This window comes from Picosynechococcus sp. PCC 8807 (assembly GCF_001693295.1).
In the GTDB taxonomy this organism is placed as follows: Bacteria; Cyanobacteriota; Cyanobacteriia; order Cyanobacteriales; family MRBY01; genus MRBY01.
In genome coordinates, this window is the sequence record NZ_CP016483.1 from 242,708 (window position 1) to 266,550 (window position 23,843).

At 50.4% G+C, this 23,843-nt stretch carries 23 protein-coding genes and 1 tRNA gene; 18 read left to right on the plus strand and 6 right to left on the minus strand.

Annotated elements, in window-relative coordinates; genetic code table 11:
• Window positions 1–171 precede the first annotated feature (171 nt).
• Window positions 172–1,494: a carboxyl-terminal processing protease CtpC gene (gene ctpC / locus AWQ24_RS01190; protein WP_012305850.1), complete on the plus strand. Its 1,323-nt coding sequence runs from the start codon at window positions 172–174 to the stop codon at window positions 1,492–1,494.
• Between the two features lie 208 nt (window positions 1,495–1,702).
• The gene (locus AWQ24_RS01195) at window positions 1,703–4,753 is read left to right on the plus strand and encodes a plasmid replication protein, CyRepA1 family (RefSeq protein WP_065715782.1); all 3,051 of its coding nucleotides are present in this window, start codon (window positions 1,703–1,705) and stop codon (window positions 4,751–4,753) included.
• Window positions 4,754–4,830: 77 nt separating this feature from the next.
• On the opposite strand, the gene msrA is transcribed toward AWQ24_RS01195, so the two are convergent.
• Window positions 4,831–5,490: a peptide-methionine (S)-S-oxide reductase MsrA gene (gene msrA / locus AWQ24_RS01200; protein WP_065715783.1), complete on the minus strand. Its 660-nt coding sequence runs from the start codon at window positions 5,488–5,490 to the stop codon at window positions 4,831–4,833.
• A gap of 154 nt (window positions 5,491–5,644) precedes the next feature.
• Between msrA and AWQ24_RS01205 the strand changes: the two genes are divergently transcribed.
• The 7 genes from AWQ24_RS01205 to AWQ24_RS01235 all read left to right on the plus strand — a co-directional run bounded on the left by AWQ24_RS01205 (window position 5,645) and on the right by AWQ24_RS01235 (window position 13,271).
• Window positions 5,645–6,631 carry an SDR family oxidoreductase gene (locus AWQ24_RS01205; protein ID WP_065715784.1) on the plus strand — a complete coding sequence of 329 codons (987 nt, stop codon included), beginning with the start codon at window positions 5,645–5,647 and terminating at the stop codon, window positions 6,629–6,631.
• A 172-nt stretch (window positions 6,632–6,803) separates the two neighbouring features.
• Window positions 6,804–7,745 (plus strand): NAD(+) kinase, encoded by a 942-nt coding sequence (locus tag AWQ24_RS01210; RefSeq protein ID WP_012305854.1) that lies wholly within the window; start codon window positions 6,804–6,806, stop codon window positions 7,743–7,745.
• Window positions 7,746–7,887: 142 nt separating this feature from the next.
• A complete protein-coding gene (nblR, locus tag AWQ24_RS01215) occupies window positions 7,888–8,613 on the plus strand; it encodes a response regulator transcription factor NblR (protein WP_065715785.1) in 726 nt (241 codons plus the stop codon).
• Between the two features lie 56 nt (window positions 8,614–8,669).
• Entirely contained in the window at window positions 8,670–9,206 is a 537-nt protein-coding gene (locus AWQ24_RS01220) for a DUF192 domain-containing protein (RefSeq protein ID WP_065709927.1), read from the plus strand.
• A 47-nt stretch (window positions 9,207–9,253) separates the two neighbouring features.
• A complete protein-coding gene (gene radC, locus AWQ24_RS01225) occupies window positions 9,254–9,985 on the plus strand; it encodes a DNA repair protein RadC (RefSeq protein ID WP_065715786.1) in 732 nt (243 codons plus the stop codon).
• A 404-nt stretch (window positions 9,986–10,389) separates the two neighbouring features.
• Window positions 10,390–11,808 (plus strand): decarboxylating NADP(+)-dependent phosphogluconate dehydrogenase, encoded by a 1,419-nt coding sequence (gene gnd / locus AWQ24_RS01230; protein ID WP_012305858.1) that lies wholly within the window; start codon window positions 10,390–10,392, stop codon window positions 11,806–11,808.
• 146 nt (window positions 11,809–11,954) lie between these two features.
• The gene (locus AWQ24_RS01235; protein WP_065715787.1) at window positions 11,955–13,271 is read left to right on the plus strand and encodes a TldD/PmbA family protein; all 1,317 of its coding nucleotides are present in this window, start codon (window positions 11,955–11,957) and stop codon (window positions 13,269–13,271) included.
• 27 nt (window positions 13,272–13,298) lie between these two features.
• On the opposite strand, the gene AWQ24_RS01240 is transcribed toward AWQ24_RS01235, so the two are convergent.
• The 5 genes from AWQ24_RS01240 to AWQ24_RS01260 form a co-directional block, all read right to left on the minus strand.
• Window positions 13,299–13,380, minus strand: a tRNA-Leu gene (locus AWQ24_RS01240).
• Window positions 13,359–14,234 (minus strand): M48 family metallopeptidase, encoded by an 876-nt coding sequence (locus AWQ24_RS15815; protein ID WP_071819477.1) that lies wholly within the window; start codon window positions 14,232–14,234, stop codon window positions 13,359–13,361. The genes AWQ24_RS01240 and AWQ24_RS15815 overlap by 22 nt, the downstream gene beginning before the upstream one ends.
• A 15-nt stretch (window positions 14,235–14,249) precedes the next feature.
• Window positions 14,250–14,672, minus strand: coding sequence for a M48 family metallopeptidase (locus AWQ24_RS01250; protein ID WP_012305861.1), 423 nt, complete (start codon window positions 14,670–14,672; stop codon window positions 14,250–14,252).
• Window positions 14,673–14,742: 70 nt separating this feature from the next.
• Window positions 14,743–15,096 carry an iron-sulfur cluster assembly accessory protein gene (locus AWQ24_RS01255; protein WP_012305862.1) on the minus strand — a complete coding sequence of 118 codons (354 nt, stop codon included), beginning with the start codon at window positions 15,094–15,096 and terminating at the stop codon, window positions 14,743–14,745.
• A 49-nt stretch (window positions 15,097–15,145) separates the two neighbouring features.
• On the minus strand, window positions 15,146–17,074 hold the full coding sequence (locus AWQ24_RS01260; RefSeq protein ID WP_065715788.1) for a sodium:proton antiporter: 1,929 nt from the start codon (window positions 17,072–17,074) through the stop codon (window positions 15,146–15,148).
• 257 nt (window positions 17,075–17,331) lie between these two features.
• Between AWQ24_RS01260 and AWQ24_RS01265 the strand changes: the two genes are divergently transcribed.
• The 9 genes from AWQ24_RS01265 (at window position 17,332) to AWQ24_RS01295 (ending at window position 23,802) form a co-directional block, all read left to right on the plus strand.
• Window positions 17,332–17,679 carry a rubredoxin gene (locus AWQ24_RS01265; RefSeq protein WP_012305864.1) on the plus strand — a complete coding sequence of 116 codons (348 nt, stop codon included), beginning with the start codon at window positions 17,332–17,334 and terminating at the stop codon, window positions 17,677–17,679.
• A 65-nt stretch (window positions 17,680–17,744) separates the two neighbouring features.
• Window positions 17,745–18,767 (plus strand): photosynthesis system II assembly factor Ycf48, encoded by a 1,023-nt coding sequence (locus AWQ24_RS01270; RefSeq protein ID WP_012305865.1) that lies wholly within the window; start codon window positions 17,745–17,747, stop codon window positions 18,765–18,767.
• 103 nt (window positions 18,768–18,870) lie between these two features.
• Window positions 18,871–19,116, plus strand: a complete 246-nt coding sequence (gene psbE / locus AWQ24_RS01275; RefSeq protein ID WP_012305866.1) for a cytochrome b559 subunit alpha — start codon at window positions 18,871–18,873, stop codon at window positions 19,114–19,116.
• 46 nt (window positions 19,117–19,162) lie between these two features.
• A complete protein-coding gene (gene psbF / locus AWQ24_RS15820; protein WP_012305867.1) occupies window positions 19,163–19,294 on the plus strand; it encodes a cytochrome b559 subunit beta in 132 nt (43 codons plus the stop codon).
• A 9-nt stretch (window positions 19,295–19,303) separates the two neighbouring features.
• The gene (locus tag AWQ24_RS15825; RefSeq protein ID WP_012305868.1) at window positions 19,304–19,423 is read left to right on the plus strand and encodes a photosystem II reaction center protein L; all 120 of its coding nucleotides are present in this window, start codon (window positions 19,304–19,306) and stop codon (window positions 19,421–19,423) included.
• Window positions 19,424–19,478: 55 nt separating this feature from the next.
• On the plus strand, window positions 19,479–19,598 hold the full coding sequence (locus AWQ24_RS01280; protein ID WP_012305869.1) for a photosystem II reaction center protein J: 120 nt from the start codon (window positions 19,479–19,481) through the stop codon (window positions 19,596–19,598).
• Between the two features lie 127 nt (window positions 19,599–19,725).
• Window positions 19,726–21,570, plus strand: a complete 1,845-nt coding sequence (locus tag AWQ24_RS01285; protein WP_065715789.1) for an alpha/beta hydrolase — start codon at window positions 19,726–19,728, stop codon at window positions 21,568–21,570.
• A 37-nt stretch (window positions 21,571–21,607) separates the two neighbouring features.
• Complete coding sequence (locus tag AWQ24_RS01290; protein WP_065715790.1) at window positions 21,608–22,891, plus strand: valine--pyruvate transaminase; 1,284 nt, start codon at window positions 21,608–21,610, stop codon at window positions 22,889–22,891.
• Complete coding sequence (locus AWQ24_RS01295) at window positions 22,888–23,802, plus strand: Rpn family recombination-promoting nuclease/putative transposase (RefSeq protein WP_065715791.1); 915 nt, start codon at window positions 22,888–22,890, stop codon at window positions 23,800–23,802. Before AWQ24_RS01290 ends, AWQ24_RS01295 begins: the two co-directional genes overlap by 4 nt.
• Window positions 23,803–23,843: the final 41 nt, after the last annotated feature.

Below are 23,843 nucleotides of genomic sequence, written 5' to 3' on the forward strand. Positions count from 1 at the left end.
GCGAACCTTGGTTCGTCTTTATTTTTAGCCACCATAAATAATGCTGATTTAATCGGGAAATCTTCATCGCTCTTCCCGATTTTAAGTTTGCTGCATTAGCATAGGTATAGTGGCTGTCGTGCAAATTATTGATGGGGGCAGTCCCAATTTACTAATTATCTGAAGCCTTCCATGTCAAACTCTAAACCCTTTGTACTCGGTGCAACAGCTCTAGTGTTAACCACTGTGGCGGTTACAGGGGCAGGGCTGCACTACTCTAAAAGTCAAGCCTACCTCAAAGACAGCCCAAAGGAAATTGTGGACGAGGTTTGGTATGTCATCAACAAAGAATATGTTGATGCGACCTTTAACCAAAATGACTGGCGTCAGGTGCGGCAAGAGTTTCTCAGCAAAGACTATGCCAATACGGACGAAGCCTACGATGCAATTCGGGAAATGTTAGATCTCCTGGGAGATCCTTACACCCGGTTTATGCCCCCCCAAGATTTTGAAAATTTACAGGTTGATACGTCCGGTGAGTTGACCGGGGTCGGCATTCAGATCGCCAAGGATAAAGATACAGAAGAGGTGGTCGTGATTGCGCCCATTGAGGAGACGCCAGCCTTTGAAGCGGGCATTATGGCCCAAGATGTGATCGTTGCTGTGGATGAGCAACCCACCGAAGGGATGGAACTCAACGATGTGGTGAATTTGATCCGGGGCCAACGGGGTACGGAGGTCACCCTCACCATCCGCCGAGATGAGCGAGTATTAGAATTTCCCATTGTCCGGGAAGTGATTCAGATTCATCCGGTAAAGGCACGGATTAATGAGAGTCCCATTGGGGATGTGGGCTATATTCGCTTGACCCAATTTAGCGCCCAGGCAACGGCAGAGATGCGCGAGGCGATCGCCGATCTAGAATCTCAAAATGTCGATGGCTATGTTTTAGATCTACGTTCTAATCCTGGGGGACTGCTCTATGCCAGCATTGACATTGCCCAAATGTGGCTTGATGGTGGTGGGATTGTTTCGACGGTAAACCGTGTCGGGGAAGTGGATCGCCAGGAGGCCAGTGACCGCGCCCTAACAGATAAACCCCTGATCGTTTTAGTGGACGGGGGATCCGCCAGTGCCAGCGAAATCCTTTCCGGCGCGCTCCAGGACAATCAACGGGCGGTACTTGTAGGGACGCAAACCTTCGGTAAGGGCCTAGTCCAATCTGTCCGTCGCCTAGGGGATGATTCTGGGGTTGCCGTGACGGTCGCCAAATATTTGACCCCCTCTGGTCGGGATATCAATAAAGAAGGCATTGCGCCGGACTTTATTGTGGAACTTGATGAAGCTGATCAAGAAACATTGCAAGAAGATCGCACAAAAATTGGTACAATGGCTGACCCGCAATATGCCAAGGCGATCCAACTGCTCGACGAACAACTCCGCACTGGGACGATTGTGATCCCCGAAAAACAGGCCAGCACTGAGCGACCGAGCCGCCCCGCCCAGGATAGCTAAACTCCCAAGTCCTCGGTGTCAGCGATCGCCCTTTAAAAGGCCGTTACAAATCTTGTTGCGGTGGCGATCGCCCCCGGATCCCAGGCTCAACTCCCCTGGATTTGCGGCCTTAAAATTTGCTTAAGATTTTTTTAAAAATAAAGTTGCGCACCAGATATAGAGTGGAGTATGCTTAGTTACCCTACATCTAGCGTCTGAGGTGCAACCCATGGATCATGTTCAAGAATGGCAGCAAAGCTGTGTTGATCCTGAACTCATCCAACTGAATGTTATTTCCCTAGAGGGCGATCGCCCTTTGGACTATTTGCTCTATTCAGAGGCGTTGCCCCGACGAAATGATGGTCGTTTGGGGGACAGTTACCTCCAGCGCTATCAACACACCGAGGCCGGGGGCTGGTGGTGTTCTGGTGTTGATATTTTGACGGGAAAGGCTGACCTTTGGGGCTGTTTCAAACCGGAACAACCCCGCGTCAATCCAGAAAAAGGCAAACCCATCAAGTACGAACACCCCCCAAAAACGAGTACGGGCCTGTTTGCGTTGCGACTGCCGCCCCATGTGTGGGAACGGGTGGCCCGCCGCCATCAACTAGAATTTAGCCAAGACGATTGGGACGATACCCAGCCCGATGGGGGCTTTTGGCAATGGCTAAAGGAACATCCCCAAATCCCCCTGATTATTACTGAAGGGGCGAAAAAAGCAGGCTCCCTCCTCAGTGCCGGCTACGGGGCGATCGCCCTACCGGGTATTTATGGCGCGATCCGGACACCCAAGGATGAATTTGGCCACCGCATCGGCCAATCTCGACTGATTCCCCAACTGAAAAAACTGATTCACGCCCAGCGCACCATTTACATTGCCTTTGACCAGGATGAAAAACCAACCACTATCCGGGCCGTGCGCAGTGCCATCCGAAAAACAGGTTATCTACTCAAACAAGCCGGTTGCCCCATCAAGGTGATCACCTGGGATCGTCGTGCCGGGAAAGGGGTGGATGATCTCATTGCGAACCAAGGTCAAGCCGCCTTTGAAGCTGCCTTTCAAAACGCCCCCAGCCTCGATCTTTGGAAAGCCCAAGACCTTGAACAACTCACCTATCCCCGTCACCAAACCCTCCACCAGCGGTATCTCCCGGAGCAGTTAACAATTCCCCCAGCAGCCAAGTTAATTGCGCTCAAATCTCCCAAAGGAACGGGCAAAACCCGTTGGCTAGAATCAGTTGTTGCGGGGGCGATCGCCCGCCAACAGCCCGTCCTTGTGATTGGACACCGCATTCGTCTCGTCGAAGAACTCTGTCAGCGGTTTGGCCTCGACTACATCCGTGATTTACCCAAGGGCAAAGATCGATCCAAGGAACCCAACCTAAAAATTAATGGCTATGGCCTCTGCATTGATTCTCTGCATGGCAAATCCCAGGCCCGTTTCAATCCCCATCACTGGGGCGATGCCCTGATTATTTTTGACGAAGTAGAACAAGTGCTATGGCACGGGTTAAATTCCAGCACCTGTCGCGATAACCGGGTCAATATTCTCCAGAGCCTCAAGCACCTGCTGCAAAATGTCTTTGTCGGCGAAGGCCAAATTTACATCAGTGATGCCGACTTGAGCGATGTCTCCATTGACTACCTCCTGACCCTGGGAGGCCAAAAGCTCCAGCCCTATCTCATTGAAAATACCTGGCAAGCGGATACCACCACCCACTACACCCTCAATCACTATCCCGATGGCACACCAAAACGGCTAGTCAAGGACTTGGTGCAACATATCCAAGGGGGCGGGCGGCCTTTCATCTGTCTGTCGGCCCAAAAACTCAAGAGCCAATGGAGCACTTCGACCCTCGAAATTTACCTCAAAAATCAGTTTCCTGACCGCAAAATTCTTCGCCTTGATGCGGAATCCCTGGCGGATCCTGAACATCCTGCCTACGGTGCCATGGGCCAAATTAACCAAACCCTCGCTCAGTATGATGTGGTTTTAGCGAGTCCAGCTGTGGAAACGGGGATTAGTCTCGATTTGCAGGGACATTTCACCTCGGTGTGGGCGATCGCCCAGGGGGTACAAACGGTTAATTCCATTTGCCAGGCCCTGAGTCGAGTCCGTGAAAATATTCCGCGTCATCTCTGGGTCGCCAAATATGGCTTTAACACCGTCGGCAATGGGGCCACTTCCATTCCGGCACTACTCACCTCCAGTCAAAGGCTCACCCAAACGAATATCCGCCTGCTGCAACAGTCTGACTTTATCGCCCTTGATGATTTAGACACTGCTTTTCAGGCCGAATCCCTTCTGTGTTGGGCCAAATTTGCGGTGCGGATTAATGCGGGCATGGTGAACTACCGCGAGGCCGTGCTCGCCCATCTCCAGCGGGAAGGACATCAGTTGTCGGCGGTACCAAAACACCGCAAAACGACGGCGACTCAAAGCCAACCCGATAATCAATTGGCCACGGCGATTAATTCCATTCGCGATACGAACTACCAAGCAGAATGTTTGGCGATCGCCCAGGCAACCCCCTTGAGTACCAAAGACTACCAACGCCTGAAAAAGAAACTCCTGAAAAGCCCTTCCGAACGACAACAACTCCGCAAATACGAACTCCAGAAACGCTACAATCTCCCCGTCACCGCTTCCCTAGTGGCTAAAGATGACGACCACTGGTACCAAAAGCTGCGGCGTCACTATTTCCTGACCCTGGGTCGCCCTTACCTGGCGGATCGAGATGCCCTAATTGCAACTCACCTGATGCAACAGGGGGGCGGACAAATTTTCCAGCCTGATTTTAACCACTCCCAAATGGGGGCAATCATCGGCACTATGGAAATTTTGGGGATCACCACCCTCCTCGCCCAGACAAATCGACCGCTCCACAACCTCGATCCAGAGATGCAACGACTGGCGGCGATCGCCTTAGAAAATCGAGATGCCATCAAGACCACCGTTGGCATTGGCCTCGCGAAAAATTCTACCCCGATCATGATTTTGCGCCGCTTCCTCGAACTACTCGGCCTCGAACTGAAATACCTCAAGATCACCACCATTCAGAAAAAACGCACCCGTATTTACCAAATCAGTCAGCCCCAGGATCAACGCCAAACGGTTTTTCAACATTGGCTACAAACCGACCAAAATTGCCCAGGCACCTCCGCTTTCTGGCAAGAAGACTGCCAAAAATACCTGGCTAAGCTTCAGGAAACCCGGCACCAAACGGAATCAAACTATGTCCAACTGACGTTTGAGTTACCGACCCCAGAGGCGTCCTAATCTGCGGTGAAAAATAAAAAAAAGGGGCTATTTTACCCAAGCCCCTGATGTTCAAAAATTATGCGATCCGAGGGTCACTAGGATTTAGCTTCGAGACCCACGGGACAGCCGACCCCTGTACCACCGAGGCCACAGTAGCCCCCTGGATTTTTTGCGAGATACTGCTGATGGTATTCTTCCGCATAATAAAATTCCGGTGCCTCCAAAATTTCCGTTGTGATTGCGCCATAACCCTTGGCCTTTAAAGCATCTTGATAGGCCTCTTGGGATGCCTGGGCCAACTGTTTCTGGGCCTCGGAGTAGGTGTAAATACCAGAACGGTACTGGGTGCCCACATCGTTACCTTGGCGCATCCCTTGGGTGGGATTATGGCTTTCCCAAAAAACCTTGAGGAGAGTCTCGTAGGACACTTGCGTAGGATCATAGGCAACAAGAACCACTTCATTGTGGCCCGTCATCCCAGAGCAGACTTCCTGATAGGTTGGATTGGGGGTATGGCCAGCCGCATAGCCCACCGCTGTACTAAAAACGCCGGGGGTTTGCCAAAATTTGCGCTCTGCCCCCCAAAAACAGCCCAGACCAAACATCGCAAGTTCGATCCCTGCGGGGAAGGGGGGAGCAATGGGATTGCCATTGACGAAATGCTGATCGGGGATAGGCATTGTTTGGGTACGACCGGGTAAAGCCTCCTGGGGCGTAGGCATCTGGGTCTTTTTACCGAGCAAACCAAAAAACATAGGACTTAAATTTTAACCATGGTGACTGCCTTGATTGTAGACAAAAAGATCTGGCGGATGGGGCGGCCTTTTTCTCTGCATGGGGGGAGGGGGCGATCGCTTTCTGATAAAATTCTATAGAATCTTAAAAAAACGTTACTTAACCGGAATTTAAATGAATTTACTGGTGGTCGGTGCTACTGGCACATTAGGCAGGCAAGTCGCGCGACGGGCATTGGATGAAGGACATCAAGTCCGTTGTCTCGTCCGGAATCCCCGTAAAGCTTCCTTTCTCAAGGAGTGGGGCGCAGAATTAATCGGCGGAAATTTATGCCAGCCCGAGTCTTTGCTCCCAGCCCTAGAAGGGGTTGATGCTGTCATTGATGCTGCCACGGCCCGGGCAACGGATTCTATTGGTGTTAAGGAAGTTGACTGGGAAGGGCAAATAAACTTGATCCAAGCCGCCAAGGAAGCTGGGGTCGAGCGATTTATTTTCTTCTCAATTCTTAATGCAGAGCAGCACCGTGATGTGCCTTTGATGGATGCAAAATATTGCGTCGAGGAATATCTCAAGGAAGCGGGCATGAATTATACAATCCTGCGCTTGAGTGGGTTTATGCAAGGGTTGATTGCCCAATACGCGATTCCCATTCTCGAAAATCAGGCAGTCTGGATCACTGGGGAAAGCTCGCCAATCGCCTACATGAACACCCAAGACATTGCGAAGTTTGCGGTACAGGCGGTGAAAATTCCGGCCACGGAAAAACAAACATTTCCAGTGGTGGGCACCCGGGCTTGGAAAGGGGAAGAAATTATCGCCATTTGTGAGCGTTATTCTGGCCAAACTGCCAGCATTGCCCGACTATCTCTAGGTTTTCTGCGGTTAATGCGCCGGGTCAGCCGCTTTTTCCAATGGGGGCAAAATGCGTCGGATCGCTTGGCTTTTGCAGAAGTAATGGCCACAGGTAAGCCTTTGGACGCGCCGATGGAAGATGTTTACAAAACCTTTGGGCTTGATCACGCCGAAACAACGACCCTCGAAAGTTACTTACAGGAATACTTCAGCCGCATTATGCAAAAGCTGAAGGAAATTGACTACGAGAAAAATAAGGGCAAAAAGAAAAACGGGAAGAAAAAGCCGAATATTCGGACACCGTTTTAGGGACGTTTTACTACAGTTGTGTTCCCCTGGAGTGATACCTGGGGGATGCTGCTGAAGAATTAAAAACTTGACGTTTCATTAGTGGCGATCGCCAACCGTATAGGTATTAAGGGAAACGGTTTGAGTGATACCCTATTGTTTATATCCTTAAGTTTGTAGGACACTTCTACTTGTGCCCAAAGCCGGCATTATCTATAACGACATCAAACCCATTGCCTGCCAAGTCGCTCAGGAATTAGCCAAAACCTTGAGGAATAAAGGGTGGGAAGTGTTTACGGCCACTGGATTTGGCGGTCTACTTGGCTATGCAGAATGTCCGCCAACCCAGGAAACAGGGCACCAACAGCCCGTGTGTCACACCAAAATTGAGCAATTGGTGCCCCCCAACTTCGATGAAAATATGCAGTTTGCCGTGGTTCTGGGGGGAGATGGCACAGTCTTATCAGCCGCACGCCAAGTTGCTCCAAAGGGAATCCCGCTGCTAACGGTCAATACGGGACACCTCGGATTTTTAACGGAAATGTATCTCCAGCACCTCGATGAGGCGATCGCCCAGCTTTTAGCCGGAGAATACGAAATTGAAGACCGTTCGATGATCACCGTGCAGCTTTTCCGCGACGGGGAACTCCTTTGGGAAGCCCTCAGTCTCAATGAAATGGTGCTCCACCGGGAACCCCTAGCCGGGATGTGCCACTTTGAAATTCAGATTGGTCGCCATGCCCCCGTTGATATTGCCGCCGATGGCATCATGATTTCGACGCCCACCGGCTCCACGGCCTATTCCCTCAGTGCGGGCGGCCCTGTCGTTACCCCCGATGTGCCCGTTTTCCAGCTCGCCCCCATTTGTCCCCATTCCCTCGCGTCCCGGGCCCTCGTCTTTTCGGACACAGAACCGGTGAATATTTTTCCGGCAACGTCCCACCGCTTGGTGATGGTCGTTGATGGTAACGGTGGGGCCTATGTCTTGCCGGAGGATCAAGTCCATTTAGAGCGATCGCCTTACAATGCCCGCTTTGTGCGCCTCCACCGACCCGAATTTTTCCGAATCCTCCGGGAGAAGCTGGGCTGGGGACTCCCCCATGTGGCGAAACCCACATCCCGCAAAGTTCTTTAGGGAAATGGCATCAGAAGCAAAGATTCATGAAAATTTGTCCTTCCCCAAATTGAGCCTTTCTAGAATCAAAAAGATTACCCTTTGAGCTTTTTTATTTAGCCACATTTATTTTTCTTTGTTCGGAAGATTTCGATAGCTTGATATGCCCCAAAGCCAATATGCCGCCGATGGTTTAGCCTATGTTCTCCTCGTTGGGACGGATCAAGAGTTTACACAACGGGCCACCCTAGATCTTGCCGATCTCGGCTATCAAACCATTACCGTTGAAACGGTAGAACAAGCCCAACAACGCCTCCAACAGTTACCAGCAGGCATGGTAATTGTGGACTATCCCCTCCTGGGACAACGGGGGATCGACTTTTGTCGCAGTCTCCGCAAAGCGCAATTTGTGCGGCCCATTTTATTTCTGGTGACCCAAGATCGCGTTGAGGAACGGGTGATCTGCCTGGAAGCGGGTGCCGATGATTATGTGCTGCAACCCTACCAACAGGAACGCTTTTTACGACTCCTCAAAATTTATCTCCAGCCCCAAACAGGCCAACGGGAGCAACTTTTTTTTGGGGATTTAATCTTAGATCTCAATACCCGGCAGGTGTGGCGATCGCCAGGCCAAAGTAGCGACTCGCCCCGTCCCATTGAACTGACAGTCAAAGAATTTGAACTGTTGAAATATTTGATGTCCCATCCCCAACAGGTCTTAACACGGGAGCAAATCCTTGAAAATGTCTGGGGCAACGAATTTCAAGGGGAATCCAACGTGATTGAAGTCTATATTCGTTATTTACGCCTTAAAATTGAAGCAAAAGGCCAGAAACGCCTAATTCAAACTGTGCGGGGAGTCGGTTATGTCCTCAAAAAAGATCCCTAGGTTTTAAAATGCGTTCCAACTGCCTCCCTTTGATCTCCACCATTTAACTAAGCACCATGTCTTTTACTTCCCGTCTTTGTCTGGCTCTCTGTGGCACCGTCTTGGTTGGGTGTGTCCCATTTCCGGTTGATGATTCTGGCCTCAGTACGCCTCCCAGTGAGACCCCGGTAAGCCAATCCGCCCCCAGACCCCAGGGGCAAATGCTCCCGATTACGGCAACGGCCAAGATCGTGGGATCGGAGCAACGGTTTGGGTTAGAAGTTGCAGAAACCGCAGAACAACAGCGGTTAGGACTGATGTATCGGGAATTTTTACCGGATAATCGGGGGATGTTATTTGAATTTGATCCCGCCCGTCCAGTCAGTTTCTGGATGAAAAATTGCTTGATCAATCTGGATATGATTTTTCTCCGGGAGGGAGTCGTGCAGGCGATCGCCCATGATGTCCCCCCTTGTGAAAATGATCCTTGTCCCACCTATGGGCCGCCAACGACCGTCAATATTGATCAAGTGATTGAAATTCGGGGCGGTTTGGCGAAGGAAATTAATCTGCAAGCAGGCGATCGCATCGAGGTCACCAAGACTAACGAATAATGAAATTCCCATCGTCAAGTTGTGTGCATTGATCTGTTAAGAACTAGATGAACTACAGCCCCCGGATCCAAGATATTCCCGCTAGCGAACGACCGCGCGAACGCCTGGTGGCAGTGGGGGCCAAATATTTATCCAATGCCGAATTAATTGCCATCTTGATCAGCACTGGCGATCGCCACCGCAACCTCTCCGCCGTCGGCCTTGCCCAATTTATTTTGCAAACCTGCAGCCAGGGTAAGCGGGATCCCTTTGATGTGTTGCGCCACACGACCCCCCAGGAACTGACCAGCATCCCCGGAGTGGGCCTTGCCAAAGCTGCCCAGATCCTCGCCGGGATCGAACTTGGCAAACGAATTTTCCAGGCCAAACCCAGCGAAAAAATCATCGTTGATAGTCCCGAAGCAGCGGCGATCGCCCTCAGCAACGATCTCATGTGGCAAGACCAAGAACGCTTTGCCGTCCTCTGCCTCGATGTGAAAAATACCCTGATCGCCACGAGGGTTGTCACCATTGGTTTGGCCACCGAAACCCTAGCCCACCCCAGGGAAATTTTCCGCGAAGTCATCAAACATGGAGCCACCCGCTTGATCATCGCCCACAATCATCCTTCTGGTAATGTCGATCCCAGCCCCGAAGATTTACAACTCACTGAACGCTTACTACAATCCGCCCAAATTCTCGGCATTCCTCTCCTCGATCACCTGATCCTTGGCCGTGATAATTTCGGCAGCCTACGCCAAAAAACAGACCTCTGGGACTCTTACCCCCAACCAGAATAAGAACTATTTTTCGATAAAATTTTCCAATAAAAATTGTTTCAACTCAAAACAATAATGTATAGAATCTGTCGACTTTATAGGCCTTTTGGTGACATTTATTTCCGTATTTTCTTCCATTGATCTTGGTCACAACGATAAACTCAAAATTAGAAAAATATGGCCTAAAGCCTTGATAAACCGAGAGAATCACCGTTTTAAAAAAGGCAAAGCCACCATAGTGAAGTCTTAAATCAACCTTAAACCGTCACGAACTCACAATAATTTGAAGAACTTTTCACAGATCCTTGATCGATATTTAAGAAACACGACAAATGATGACCGAATTCTGAGCAAGATCAGACCCACACGCTAACGTAAAAGAAAAGAAGACCTCACACGCTTAGAAAAACAACTCAACACTCAATATGACTAAACGAACCTTTGGCGTCATCGGCCTCGCGGTAATGGGCGAAAACCTAGCCCTCAACGTTGAACGTAATGGCTTCCCGATTGCCGTGTACAACCGCACCGCCAGCAAAACAGAAGAATTTATGGCGACCCGCGCCGTCGGCAAGGACATCAAAGCCGCCTATAGCCTCGAAGAATTTGTCCAACTCCTCGAACGTCCCCGCAAAATTTTGGTGATGGTTAAAGCCGGGGCTCCCGTTGACTATGTAATCAATGACCTCAAACCGCTGCTAGAAGAAGGCGACATGATCATCGATGGCGGTAATTCCCTCTATGAAGACACTGAACGTCGCACCAAGGATCTCGAAGCTACAGGTTTAGGTTTCGTTGGTATGGGAGTCAGTGGTGGCGAAGAAGGCGCCCTCAACGGCCCCAGTCTGATGCCCGGTGGAACAGAAGCCGCTTATAGGGAGCTCGAACCGATCCTGACAAAAGTTGCCGCCCAGGTAAACGATGGCCCCTGCGTTACCTTTATTGGGCCAGGTGGTGCGGGTCACTACGTCAAAATGGTGCACAACGGCATTGAGTACGGTGATATGCAGCTGATCGCCGAAGCCTACGATCTCTTAGCAAACGCCGCAAAGCTGAACCATACGGAACTCCATGAGGTCTTTACGGAATGGAATCAAACCGATGAGCTTAATTCTTTCTTAATTGAGATTACCGCTGATATTTTCAAAAAAATTGACCCCGAAACCAATCAGCCCCTGGTAGAACTGATCCTCGACAGTGCAGGACAAAAGGGTACCGGACGCTGGACAGTGGTGAGTTCCCTGGAGTTGGGTGTGCCAATTCCGACGATCTATGCCGCCGTGAATGCCCGCGTGATGTCGGCCTATAAAGATGAACGGAAAGCCGCATCCTTGGAATTACCGTCACCGGAGCGCGTTTATCGGGGTGATATTAAAACCTTTATTAACCAAGTACGGGATGCGTTGTATTGCTCGAAGATGTGTTCCTATGCCCAAGGAATGGCCCTGCTGGGTAAAGCTTCAGCGGAGTATGGCTACAACTTAGACCTCGGTGAAACGGCGCGGATCTGGAAGGGGGGCTGTATCATTCGAGCGGGCTTCCTCGACAAGATTAAGGCGGCCTATGTGGAAAATCCGAATTTACCGAATTTGTTACTGGCGCCGGAATTTAAACAGTCAATTATCGATCGCCAAACTGCGTGGCGGACAGTTATTTTGGCGGCAAATGAATTGGGGATTGCAGTACCAGCTTTTAGCGCCTCGTTAGATTATTTTGATAGCTATCGTCGGGCGCGTTTACCCCAAAATCTGACCCAAGCCCAGCGGGATTACTTCGGGGCCCACACCTACGAACGAACCGATAAATCCCGGGGTGAGTTTTTCCATACAGCCTGGGCAGAGTAAGTCCTGTATTGGGCCAACAGATTCAATGAGCGGCTATTCATTCAAATGATATAGATATTTTCCGCAAAACATTCTCCCTTCTATCGACTGCGGTGGAAGGGTTTTTGTTGTTTTAATGGAAAGAGTTTCAATGGACAGCACTCGACATGGTAGCGACGGCATCACAATTAATTTCCCAAGCTCAGGCCTTTGACTGGATTGAAAAAATTATTCGGGCGGCGGAATCGGACGGGGTAATAGTGGCGATCGCCGAACGGGAATCTACCCTAGGCCGATTTGGGGAGAACCAAATTCGACAAAATTTGCAGAAAAATCAGTTTGAAATAACAATTACAAGTTCTTTCGGCTCCCGTAGTGCCAGTGTTACCACCGTCGAACAAGACTGGGAGCAGATCCAGGTGGCGTTACGACGGAGTGAAGATTTAGCGAGGCTTGCCCCAGAGGATCCTGAATGGGTACCGCTTTTAGTAAAACAAGTGTACGCAGTGCGGACAGCAAAATTTGATGCCGCAACGTTGCAGCGATCGCCTTTACAGCGGGGAGAATTAATTCAGCAGGTGTGCCAGTGGAGCGAGGCAGCCGGAGTAAACGGGTCAGGAATTTTAAGTACCAGTGCTAAGGTTTATGCCCTGGGGAATTCGGTGGGCTTACGGGCAGGCGATCGCCAAACCCAGGAAGAATTTAGCTACACGGCCAAAATTGGCAATGGCTCCAGTTGGCAAAGTCGCACAGCCTGGGGGATTGATGAGTTGCCCATCGAGCAAATGGTACTGACCACCATGGAGCGGGCAAAGCGATCACAAAATCCCCGTCGGGTTGAACCCGGTACTTACCCAGTGGTTCTGGGAGCCGGAGCAGTTGCTAATCTGATCCCCCGATTAGTTTGGTATATGTCGGCACGGGCTGCCGCCGAGGGACGCAGTTATTTTGCCAAACATCCCCTCGGTGAACAAATCTTTAGCCCATTGGTGAATCTATACCGTGATCCAACCCATCCCCTGTTACAAACCGGAGCTTTTGATAGTCAGGGTTTGCCCTGTAATCCATTGGCGATCGCCACTGAAGGGATTCCGAGAACCCTGAGCTATGACCGTTACTGGGCGCAGCAAACCGGCCAGAAACCCACAGGAAGCCTTTTCCCTCTGGTGATGACGGGCAGTGACCAGACTGTCGCTGATTTAATTGCCCAGACAGAACGGGGAATTTTTATCAATCGTGCTTGGTATGTGCAGGCAGTGAATCCCCAAACCCTCGAATTTACAGGTATGACCCGCGACGGCACTTTTTGGATCGAAAACGGCAAACTCGCTTACCCGATCTGTAATCTACGTTTTAATCAATCTTTGCCCGATTTACTCCGGGATGTAGAGGCGATCGCCACCCCAGAACGTCACGGCAGCACCGCAGTTCCGGCCCTCAAGGTGAAAAATTTTCACTTCAGCAGTGTTACCGACAGTATTTAGATTAGATACTTCAAAACTATTTTTAGATGGGCAGAGGGGGACTTGAACCCCCATGACCGAAGTCGCCACATTTTGAGTGTGGTGCGTCTACCAATTTCGCCATCCGCCCTTGGATGAACCTTCGTGATTATAAACTGAATCTCTGTTTTGAAGCAAGAGGGAATATTCCTGGGAACTCGCCCACCGCCAGATTTCCTGGGCGCGCACCACCGGCAGGGGATGGGTGAGTTGGGTGGTTTGAGTTTCCTGCAACAGTTGACCCAACTGATTTTGACTCAAATGTTCGTAGGTTTTGGCCTGTTCCATGAACGCATCCAGGTTCAACAACGGGGCTAAACTCGGCGATCCCCCTGCTAATTTCATCAGCACCGACATCATAATTTTCGGATCCTGACTCACCAAAAAAGCAGCGCGATCGCAACTCAGTTCCGCACAGCGTAACCAGGCCAACATCTGATTTTGCAGAGACCGGGACAGTAGGCTTCCCCATACCGGGAGGGCATTGGTGGCTAGCATTAGCAGATTCGCTAGGGTCAGATAGACGCCATGTTCGCACTTGAGGTGCCCCAGTTCGTGGGCCATAACCGCCTGGAGTTCTGCTTCTGTGAGGATTTCTACCAGGGCCGTGTGGATCACCATAAAGGGTTTTTGGCCCCGCATGGCAAAGGTATAGGCATTGGGCACAGGATTTTGTTGGATGTAGAGATCCGGCGGCGTCAGATCCAGTACTTGGGCGGCTTCCTGGAGGAGGTGATGGAGGTGGGGCAATTGGCGATCGCCCACCAAAATGCTCGACGCGAGATTATTGAACTGAAAAACCTGCTCTGCCGTTGACCCCAAAAAAGAGCGTACCAACAGATCCAAACCAGGGAGGCGGCGGAGAGCGGCAGTGGCTTCTTGATCTAGGGGATGGCGAAACTGATCTGCGGTTAGGCCGGTAAAATAATGCTTCACGCCAATAATCACCTCTACTGTTGTTTACTCAGACAGCCAGTTTTTCACCTTGGCCAACTCTTTCCAATCCGGTCTCCGCGTGAGGCCATCGTCAATATTTTCAAAAATATCTTGGCGCACCTCTTCACTGAAATCCATCACCTTTTGCACCAGTTCGATGTGCTTGCGTACCCCTTTACCCCCAGTACCAAGGAGCGCAAGGGCAAGATTTACATGGGCTTGGGGATTACGATGGTCAATTTTGACACTGCGTTGGGCGGCAGGGAGGGCGAGGTCTGCTTTCCCCCGGAGTAAATGTAACCAAGCCACACAGCTCCAGGCGGCGGCATTTTTCGGATCGAGCCGACAGATTTCGATAAATTCTGGCAGCAGGGCATCCGGGGACTCGCCGGCATCGTAACGCTTAAAACCAGCTTCAAACCGTTGTTCGATGGTTAATTCGGTCATAGTTGTCATTCGGGCTCATAAAAAACAGGCACCTTGCCGACCGCATAAGGGGCAAAGACGCGATTTTCTATTAAACCCCAAAAGATTTCCCACAACCACAGGTTTGGTTGGCATTGGGGTTGGTGAACTGGAACCCACCGCCAATCATTGCATTGCTGTAATCCAGGACGAGGCCATAGAGATAAAGCATGCTTTTGCGATCGCAGATGATCTTAAAACCGCCTTCATACTCGAATACTTCATCATGTTCGCTAACATTGTCGGGGCGATCAAAGTCCATCATGTAGGACATTCCCGAACATCCCCCCTGGCGCACACCCACCCGTAACCAGAGGTCTTGGCCCTGTTGTTCGCGGAGCATCAGGACGTGCTTGAGGGCGGTTTCAGTGAGTTGGATGCCGGGGGCAGTAGTTGTTTGTGTCATGGCTGCTCGATGATTTACACACAATCTATGGGCTGAACATGACCCTATTTTAACCGTTCTCTGGAAGCTCAGGCAGGGCAGCCGGGGCGATCGCCTGGGGAGAGCGGGGTAATTTTTCCACTTCCGGTAATGTTTCTAAGAGGAGGCGCGGCGCTTGCATTCCCCCCGAAAGTCGTTTTAGAAGCTGGGGCCGGGGGTCATGGAGGAGGTAAATAAGTTCGTCTTCGGCCTTGAGATCCTCTAGCGATCGCACGATCATGAGGCTGGCTTGGCGGCGGATGAGCAGGGGCAAAAATTTACCGGCATCAATGAGGGTTTGGAAGGGGAAAGTCTGGTTTTTATCCCTGGGGCCAATGGTTGTTTTTCCCAATTTGACCTGTTGATCGAGGATATATTGATTCCAAACTTTGACAGAAAAGCCGCCCCCAAAGACCTGACTGATTTTGCCCTTGTTGGCGATCGCATTGTCCGGATCCCCCTGTTCAAAAAACGCCGCTACCCTCGGCGGATGAAACTCCTCCATGATCCGCTGGGCCAACACTAAATTGACCTCTCCGTTGGTGGTGAGGGCGACAAAGGCTCCCATGGAGCTAATGCCAATTTCCTCTAGCACATCTCCATCTAGGGCGCTGCTTTGGTACACTTCCAACTGCTCTGTGCGGGCCGCTTCACAGGCTTTGGGGTCTGTATCGATGATCACCACCGACTCCCCCTGCTGCTGAAACAGTTGGGCCAATAGCCGACTGAGGGGACTAGAACCAACGATCACCGCCCCCCGCGCCTCAATGGAAGTAATTTTTAACTGCCGCGCAATCCATTTGGCCGACAAGCCTTGGATAAATACCGTCATCAAAATTGTCAAAAAAACCAAAGCTTTGATAGAAGCACCACCGTTAAACCCTTTTTCCGTCAAAATAATCGCAAATAGAGAGGCGACCGAGGCCGAGACGATGCCCCGTGGCGCAACCCAAGCAACAAAAAATTTCTGCTTCCAATCTAGATCGCTATTGGCCGTACAAAGGGCAACGCTAATGGGGCGCACCACAAACATCAGCACCGCCACCGTAAAAAAACTGCCCCAACCCAGGGCAAAAATACTGGCAATGGACAAATCCGCCGCCAATAAAATAAATAAAACGGACACACAAAGAACCGTGAGTTGACTCTTAAACCGCCTTAGTAGCCGCTCTTCTGGGATGGAAAAGGCCCGGAGAACAATCCCCGCCACCACCGCTGTCATTAAGCCCGATTCTCCTCGCACCGACTGGGCAAAACCAAAGAGGCCCCAGATTCCCGCCAGCACCAACAAATTTTTTAAATCTTCAGACAGGAAGTTCGCCAGGCGCAAGAATTGACCCATTAGCCAGCCACCAGCGGCCCCAATAACGGCCCCGATCCCCAAACGGAGGGCCAAGCCACTGGCCACTTCTCCCAGGCCCGCATCAACGTTCAAAATCGTATCGAGTACCACCACCGCCAGGATAGCCCCCACTGGGTCGATCAGTACGCCTTCTCCCTCCAGGAGGGTTGCCACCTTACGGTCAACGGCCACTTGTTTCAGGAGCGGCCCCACCACCGTCGGCCCTGTCACCACCACCAAAGAGGCATACAAAAAGGCGATCGCCCAGGGAAACTCAGCGAGGTAATGGGCCGCAAGACCTCCCCCCACCAAAGTGATTAAAGTACCGATGGTGACGAGGTTACGGAGGCTCCCGGAAACTTCATTTAATTCTTTGAGTTTGAGATTTAACCCTCCCTCAAACAGGATGACGGCCACCGCTAGGGCGACCAAGACCTCCAGGCCGACGCCAAATTCACTCGGATGCAAGATCCCAAAGCCATCTCCCCCCAGGGCAATGCCAAAAATCAGGAGGAGCACAATGCTCGGAATCTTTAAAAACTCACCACACACCTGGGCACTAATGCCCGCAAAGACGGTGATGATAATTTGCAACGTAAGATCAAAAGAATCTGTCATGCGGACGTTCTAGCTTGCCCCGGAGGGATCTGCAGCAATGCCATAAAATTAATCAAAGTATAGCTTCTCCCCTAATTTGTCCCTAGGGCGATCGCCTTTCCCCGTGGTGACTGCTCCGGATTTATCGCCGCAAACGAAAAAGCTGACTTTGCACTTTATACCGCTGGCCAGATTCATAAATTAAAGAAAGTTTACGGATTATGTCATAATTTTTCATAATTACTTCCTTGGTTTGCTAGTCAAATACCCTCTGAACGATGAGCGATCGCCCCATAGAAAAAACCCTCGCCGAAAAGGCTCCTGCTAGTTACGAATGCCCCAGCTGCGGTTACATTTACACCCCTGCAAAGGGAGAAAGCCGTACCAACACGCCACCGGGTACAGCCTTTGAAGATCTGCCCCTCATTTGGAACTGTCCTGTTTGTAGCGTTGATCGCGCCCAATTTCGCAATATTGGTGCAGCGGATGCCCCCTCAGGTTTTGAAGAAAATCTGAAATATGGTTTTGGCGTGAATAACCTCAGCTCCAACCAAAAAAACCTACTCATTTTTGGAGCCATGGGCTTGGCAATCCTTTTCTTCCTGAGCCTTTATGGTCTGGACTAAAGACCCCCATAGCAAAGCCTTGTCTTAATTCCAAATTTTTACTTTTATTGCTTTTATATTGCGCTATGACTTCAGTTTTAGGTCTATTAAAACCCTTAAAAAAAGCCATTGCGGCGATCGCCGTTTTGGTATTGTGCATCGGCTGTGTCCAGGCACCAACCATTAGCGAAAATCCCTGGCAAGAAATCGACTTAAATACCGATTCGACCTTTGCCAATATTGCCTTTACCGACGACCTCCAACATGGCTGGCTTGTCGGTACCAAAGAAACCCTCTTTGAAACTACCGACGGCGGCAAAACCTGGGCCGAGCGAGTTATCGATCTCGGTGACGAAAAAGAAAGTTTTACCGGTGTTAGCTTCTCTGGCCAAGAAGGCTGGATTACCGGACGGCCTTCGATCCTGCTCCACACCGACGATGGTGGTGAGCACTGGAGTCGCATCGCCCTCAGCAGTCAATTGCCCGGTGCCCCCTACAACATCACCGCCCTAGGGCCAAACACCGCCGAAATGGTCACCGATCTTGGGGCTATTTACAAAACCACCGACGGCGGCAAAAACTGGAAAGCCCTTGTCGAAGGTGCCGTTGGCGTTGCCCGTACCATTGAACGTTCTGCCGATGGTAAGTATGTGGCCGTTTCTGCCCGGGGTAATTTTTATTCCACTTGGTCGCCTGGGGACACAGAATGGACGCCCCATAACCGGAATTCTTCCCGTCGCCTCCAGAGCATGGGCTTTAATGGCGAAGATAAACTCTGGTTGTTAGCCCGTGGGGGAGTTGTGCAATTTAGCGACGATACAAATCCAGACAATGCAGAAGCCTGGAGCGAACCGGTGACACCGCAGTATCGCAACAGTGTTGGTTTGTTGCACATTGGCTATCGTACCCCCGCAGAACTATGGGCCGTCGGTGGTAGTGGCAGTGTTGTTGTGAGTAAAGATGGTGGCGACACTTGGTTCCGGGACGCTGCCCTAGAAGAGATCCCGACAAACTTTTACCGAGTCGTTTTCTTAAATGAGAATAAAGGCTTCATCCTTGGGCAACAGGGGGTGATTTTACGGTACGATACATCCACGGAAGCGGCCTAAGGGCAACCCATTCTATTGTGGGAGTGTCTGTTAATTCCGTATGATATAGGCTAATTTGTTTAATAAGTTTTTTTTCATTAACAATTGAGAGGAGAATAGTCGCATGGCAGGTTCTACCGGAGAACGCCCGTTTTCTGACATTGTGACCAGTATTCGCTACTGGGTTATTCACAGCATCACCATTCCGATGTTATTTATTGCTGGCTGGCTCTTTGTGAGCACTGGCTTGGCTTACGATACTTTCGGGACACCCCGTCCTGACCAATACTTTACTGAAACTCGTCAAGAGATTCCCATTGTGACTGATCGTTACAAAGCGATTGATCAGATCAATGAGTTTAACAATTAAGTAACGCGCGTTTTTCTTTGCTGTATTCACTAAAAGGTTTTGTATTATGACAAGCGGTCCTAACCAACCTGTTTCTTATCCAATTTTTACCGTCCGTTGGTTGGCGGTGCACACCCTGGCTGTACCCTCGGTTTTCTTCCTAGGGGCGATCGCCGCTATGCAGTTTATTCAACGTTAGGAGCTTCCGATGGAAAGAAATCAAAATCCCAACAGACAGCCTGTGGAACTAAACCGGACTTCTCTATATCTAGGTTTACTTCTAATCGCTGTGCTCGGTATTCTATTTTCCAGCTACTTCTTTAACTAAGCTGGCAGCCCTTTAATTTCAGCCCTTTAATTTATTTTTTTCGGAGGTTGTTCTCATGTCTGAAGGCGGAAAAATCCCACTTTGGATCGTTGCAGTTGTCGCTGGTATGGGCGTCATTGCGGTTGTCGGTATCTTTTTCTACGGTGCATATGCAGGGGTAGGCTCTGCGGTTTAGATGCACAATTCGCTCTAATTAATTGTTGAGACACCACCTGCTCTAATTGAGGGGTGGTTTTGTTTTAGGAACTTCTGGGGCAATAGGGAGTCCAAAAAAGTTTGGGGATAATCGTCAACGGTGCAGTATGACTATGAAAAGACAGTTGCGGGATCTGAAAGTATGGGTGATGGTGGGTCTGTTGAGTTTAGGTGGAGCCTGGGGTCAAAGGGCGATCGCCGCTGAAACCCTCCGACTAAAATTAGGGCCACTTCAACAAACTTTACAATTAGAAGATTTAGAAACCTTTGCCGAAACGGGTCAAGTCCCCCGCAACCTCCGACCCTATGGGGTATTTTTGGATGGTAATTTGCAGAAATTTCTCCAACGACGCTTGCAGATCGAGCCAGAGATGGCGGATCAGTTTTTTGATCAGTTGTGGCGATCGCCTACGGGAAAACAGATTTTGGCGCAAATTCAAACGGCCCTACCGGGAACTTCTATTCAGGATCTCCAGGCGACGGTGGATTTGGCGTTAGGTCAGGGAGTAGAAATCAGCGCCCTGAATTTGTTGCAGGCTTACCCCAAGCAGGAACTGACTATTGATCTTACGGCGGTGGCTGGCCTCTTGTTACAACTCAATTTACCGAATATCCAGAATCAACTCCTCGCGCCGAGGGTGACTGAAGCCCTCGAAAGTACAGAACCGCAGATTTTTCAACGCTCAAACCTCAACCCCACAGCCCCCGGCCCCCAAACTGTGCGTCGCCAGAGTTTAATTTTGCAAGATGCAAAGCGCGATCGCACCATTCCCATTGATATTTTTGATAGTCCCCAATCCCAGTCTCAGCTAGTGGTTTTGTCCCATGGGTTTGCGGCCAACCGTCATTTTCTCGATTATCTGGCGGTGCATCTGGCCTCCCATGGTTACACCGTCGTTACCCTCGATCACCCCGGCAGTAATATTCAGTCTCTGTTTAATCCGGGCTTAAATCTCGACACCCTGCTCCCGGCGACAGAATTTGTCGATCGCCCCATGGATATTCAGTTTGTGCTGGATCAACTGGAACGACTTAACCAAGACCAAACCCTCACGACCCGCTTTGCCACGGACAATGTGACAGTGATTGGTCACTCTTTTGGAGGTTACACCGCTTTGGCGATCGCCGGAGGAATTGTTGATCCCATTGCTATCCGTGCCCACTGCCAGCGGGCAACCCCTTTAACCAGAGCGCCGGGGGACTGGCTCCAATGTGCAGCGGCAAAGCTCCCCTATGACCAGTTAAATTTGCGGGATGAACGGGTCAAACAGGCGATCGCCCTTAATCCCCTCAGTGATCAAATTTTTGGGGAGCAGGGTTTAGAAAAAATTAAAATTCCGACCTTGATCGTTGCCAGCACAAAAGATACCGTCACCCCAAGCTTGGCCCACCAGTTGAAACCGTTCCAGCAGTTGGGCGGCGAAAAATATCTCGTCGTCGCCGACGGTGCAACCCACATGAGCGTCACTGATGTCAGCAATCGCGACAGTGCCTTAGCCCAAAGTACCCTGGTGCCAGAGGTAATGGGCAACGCGGCAGAACCAGTCCGACAAATGGTGCGGGGGGTAAGCTTGAGCTTTTTGGCGCGCCACCAAACTAGGGGGCAAAATTACCAACAGTTTCTCACGGGAGCCTACGTGCAATCCTTGTCCCAGGGGGCGATCAAGCTGCGCCTCACGGAAACGATTTCTCCAGAATTAGAACGATTTCTCAGTCGCTTACCCCAGGCACCCAGTTCTACCGCAGCAACGGCCCCGACCAAACAAGCTGCTTTTTTGAACATGGGGCGATCGCCAAACCCAAGCCCAAACAGCACCTATCCCCAGGGCGTTCTCACGGAAAGTCTCAAGCCATTGATGACGAACTTGGAAGCCGAAACCTTTCTCGCAATGAAACCGGAGAATTTTGATGTCTTGTATCAAAAACCCGGAAGAATTTCGGAGAAACGGTAAGATGAAAAAGTTCAATTTTCAGGCCACTTAAATAACAATGTCTCAGGCACCTCTGTTATCGAAATTTGGGACGCAAATGTCGCGTTTAACCGGCGTGCGTGCGATCATGAAAGACATCATCGATACCCTAAAAGCAGGGGCAGGCCAAGATTTTATTAACCTCAGTGCGGGCAATCCGGTGATTATCCCGGAAGTGGAACGGCTCTGGCGCGATTGCACCAATGATCTCCTCAATAGTCCGGAATATGGGGAAGTGGTTTGTCGCTATGGATCGTCCCAGGGTTATGAACCCCTGATTGAGGCGATCGCCACCGATTTTAACCAACGCTATGGTCTGAACTTAACGGGCGAAAATATTCTCATCACCCCCGGTTCCCAGTCCCTCTATTTCCTCGCGGCCAATGCCTTTGGTGGATATGATAATGTCGGCCAACTGAAATCGATCATCCTTCCCCTCAGCCCCGACTACACTGGCTATGGGGGCGTCAGTTTATACCCAGAGGCCATCCGCGCTTTTAAACCAAGCCTCGACATTGACCAGGCGAACCACCGCTTTAAATATCGCCCCGATTTTAGTCAGCTTAATATTGATGAAAATACCGGCTGTGTAATTTTCTCGCGCCCCTGTAATCCCACGGGAAATGTCCTCAGCGACGAAGAAGCCGAAAAGATTGCTGATCTGGCTGCCGTCCATGATGTGCCAGTATTTATTGATTCGGCCTATGCCCCTCCTTTCCCAGCTCTGAATTTCACGGAGATGAAACCCCTCTTTGGCGGTAACGTGATCCACTGCCTGAGCCTCTCTAAAGCGGGCTTGCCGGGAGAACGGGTAGGGATTGCCATTGGGGAACCGCGTTTTATCGGGGTTTTACAGGCTTTTCTTACCAATGCTTGCATTCATTCGTCGCGCTATGGTCAGGCGATCGCCGCCCGGGCGATCCAATCGGGGGCCTTAGCTCATATTGCCGAAACGGTGATCCGGCCCTACTACCAAAACAAAATCCAAATCCTCGAAGCAGCCTTAGATCGGGCGATGCCCAAAGATGTGCCCTGGTATCTTCACCGAGGGGAAGGGGCGATTTTTGCTTGGTTGTGGTTTGATGAGTTGCCGATAACCGACTGGGAACTGTACCAAGAACTAAAAGCCGTGGGCGTGATTGCCGTGCCGGGCAGTCCCTTTTTCCCAGGCTTGCGCGAAGATTGGCCCCATAAGCAGCAATGTCTCCGCATTAGCTTGACAGCTACCGATAGTGAAATTGAAACCGCAATGGCCCGCCTCAGTGATGTGGTTAAGAACGTCTATCGTTCCTCGGTGAAATGAGCTACGACAACATTCTCAAGTTTTTATTGGAAATAGATCCCCATCCTTTTGTCCATTGGCTTCTGGGGGAATCAGCCCTTGAGAGTGTGAGCTTTCTTAATACAGAATTGAACCTCGAACCAATCCGGGTGGATGGGGTGTTTTTCTTGGAGACTGCTGGAAAAATTCTCCATCTTGAATTTCAAACGGTGGCTACTTCTAACCCACCAATGCCCCTGCGGATGTTGGACTATTGGGTGAGGCTTTATCGGCGTTATCGCCTTGAGATTGAGCAAGTCGTTATTTTTCTCAAGCCCACTACGATGCCCGAAGTGTTTCAGGATTATTTCCAACAACAACGAACCACTCATCGCTACCGGGTGATTCGGCTCTGGGAGCTAGAACCACAGCTCTTTTTTGAGTTGCCGAGTTTGTTGCCTTTGGCGGTTCTTGCAAAAACCCAGGCTCCCGAACAACTGTTGCAGCAAGTCAGTCAGCAATTGGATAGGATTGAAGACAGGACAGAACAATTAAATCTCAAGGCTGCAACGCAAATTTTAGCTGGGATTAAGTTTACAGATGCGATGATCGAGCAATTTTTCCAGGAGGAACTTATGCAGGAATCGGTGATCTATCAAAAAATTTTCAATCGGGGAGTCGTCCAAGGAGTAGAGCAAGGTTTGCAACAGGGACTTCAACAAGGTTTACAACAGGGATTACAGCAGGGATTACAGCAGGGGATTGAGGAGGGAGAATTCACACTACTTACAAAACTCTTATCCCGCCGTCTTGGTTTGTTAGATGCCGCTGTACTCAAACGTTTGCGCCAGTTGTCTCGGTTGCAGTTGGAGGCTCTGGGGGAAGCCTTATTGGATATGCAGTCCCGTGCTGATTTAGATCAATGGTTAGCGACCTATGGCAACGAAACCTAAGCAGTTAGCTTTATGGAAAAACCTCGAAATTTTTGTCCTTG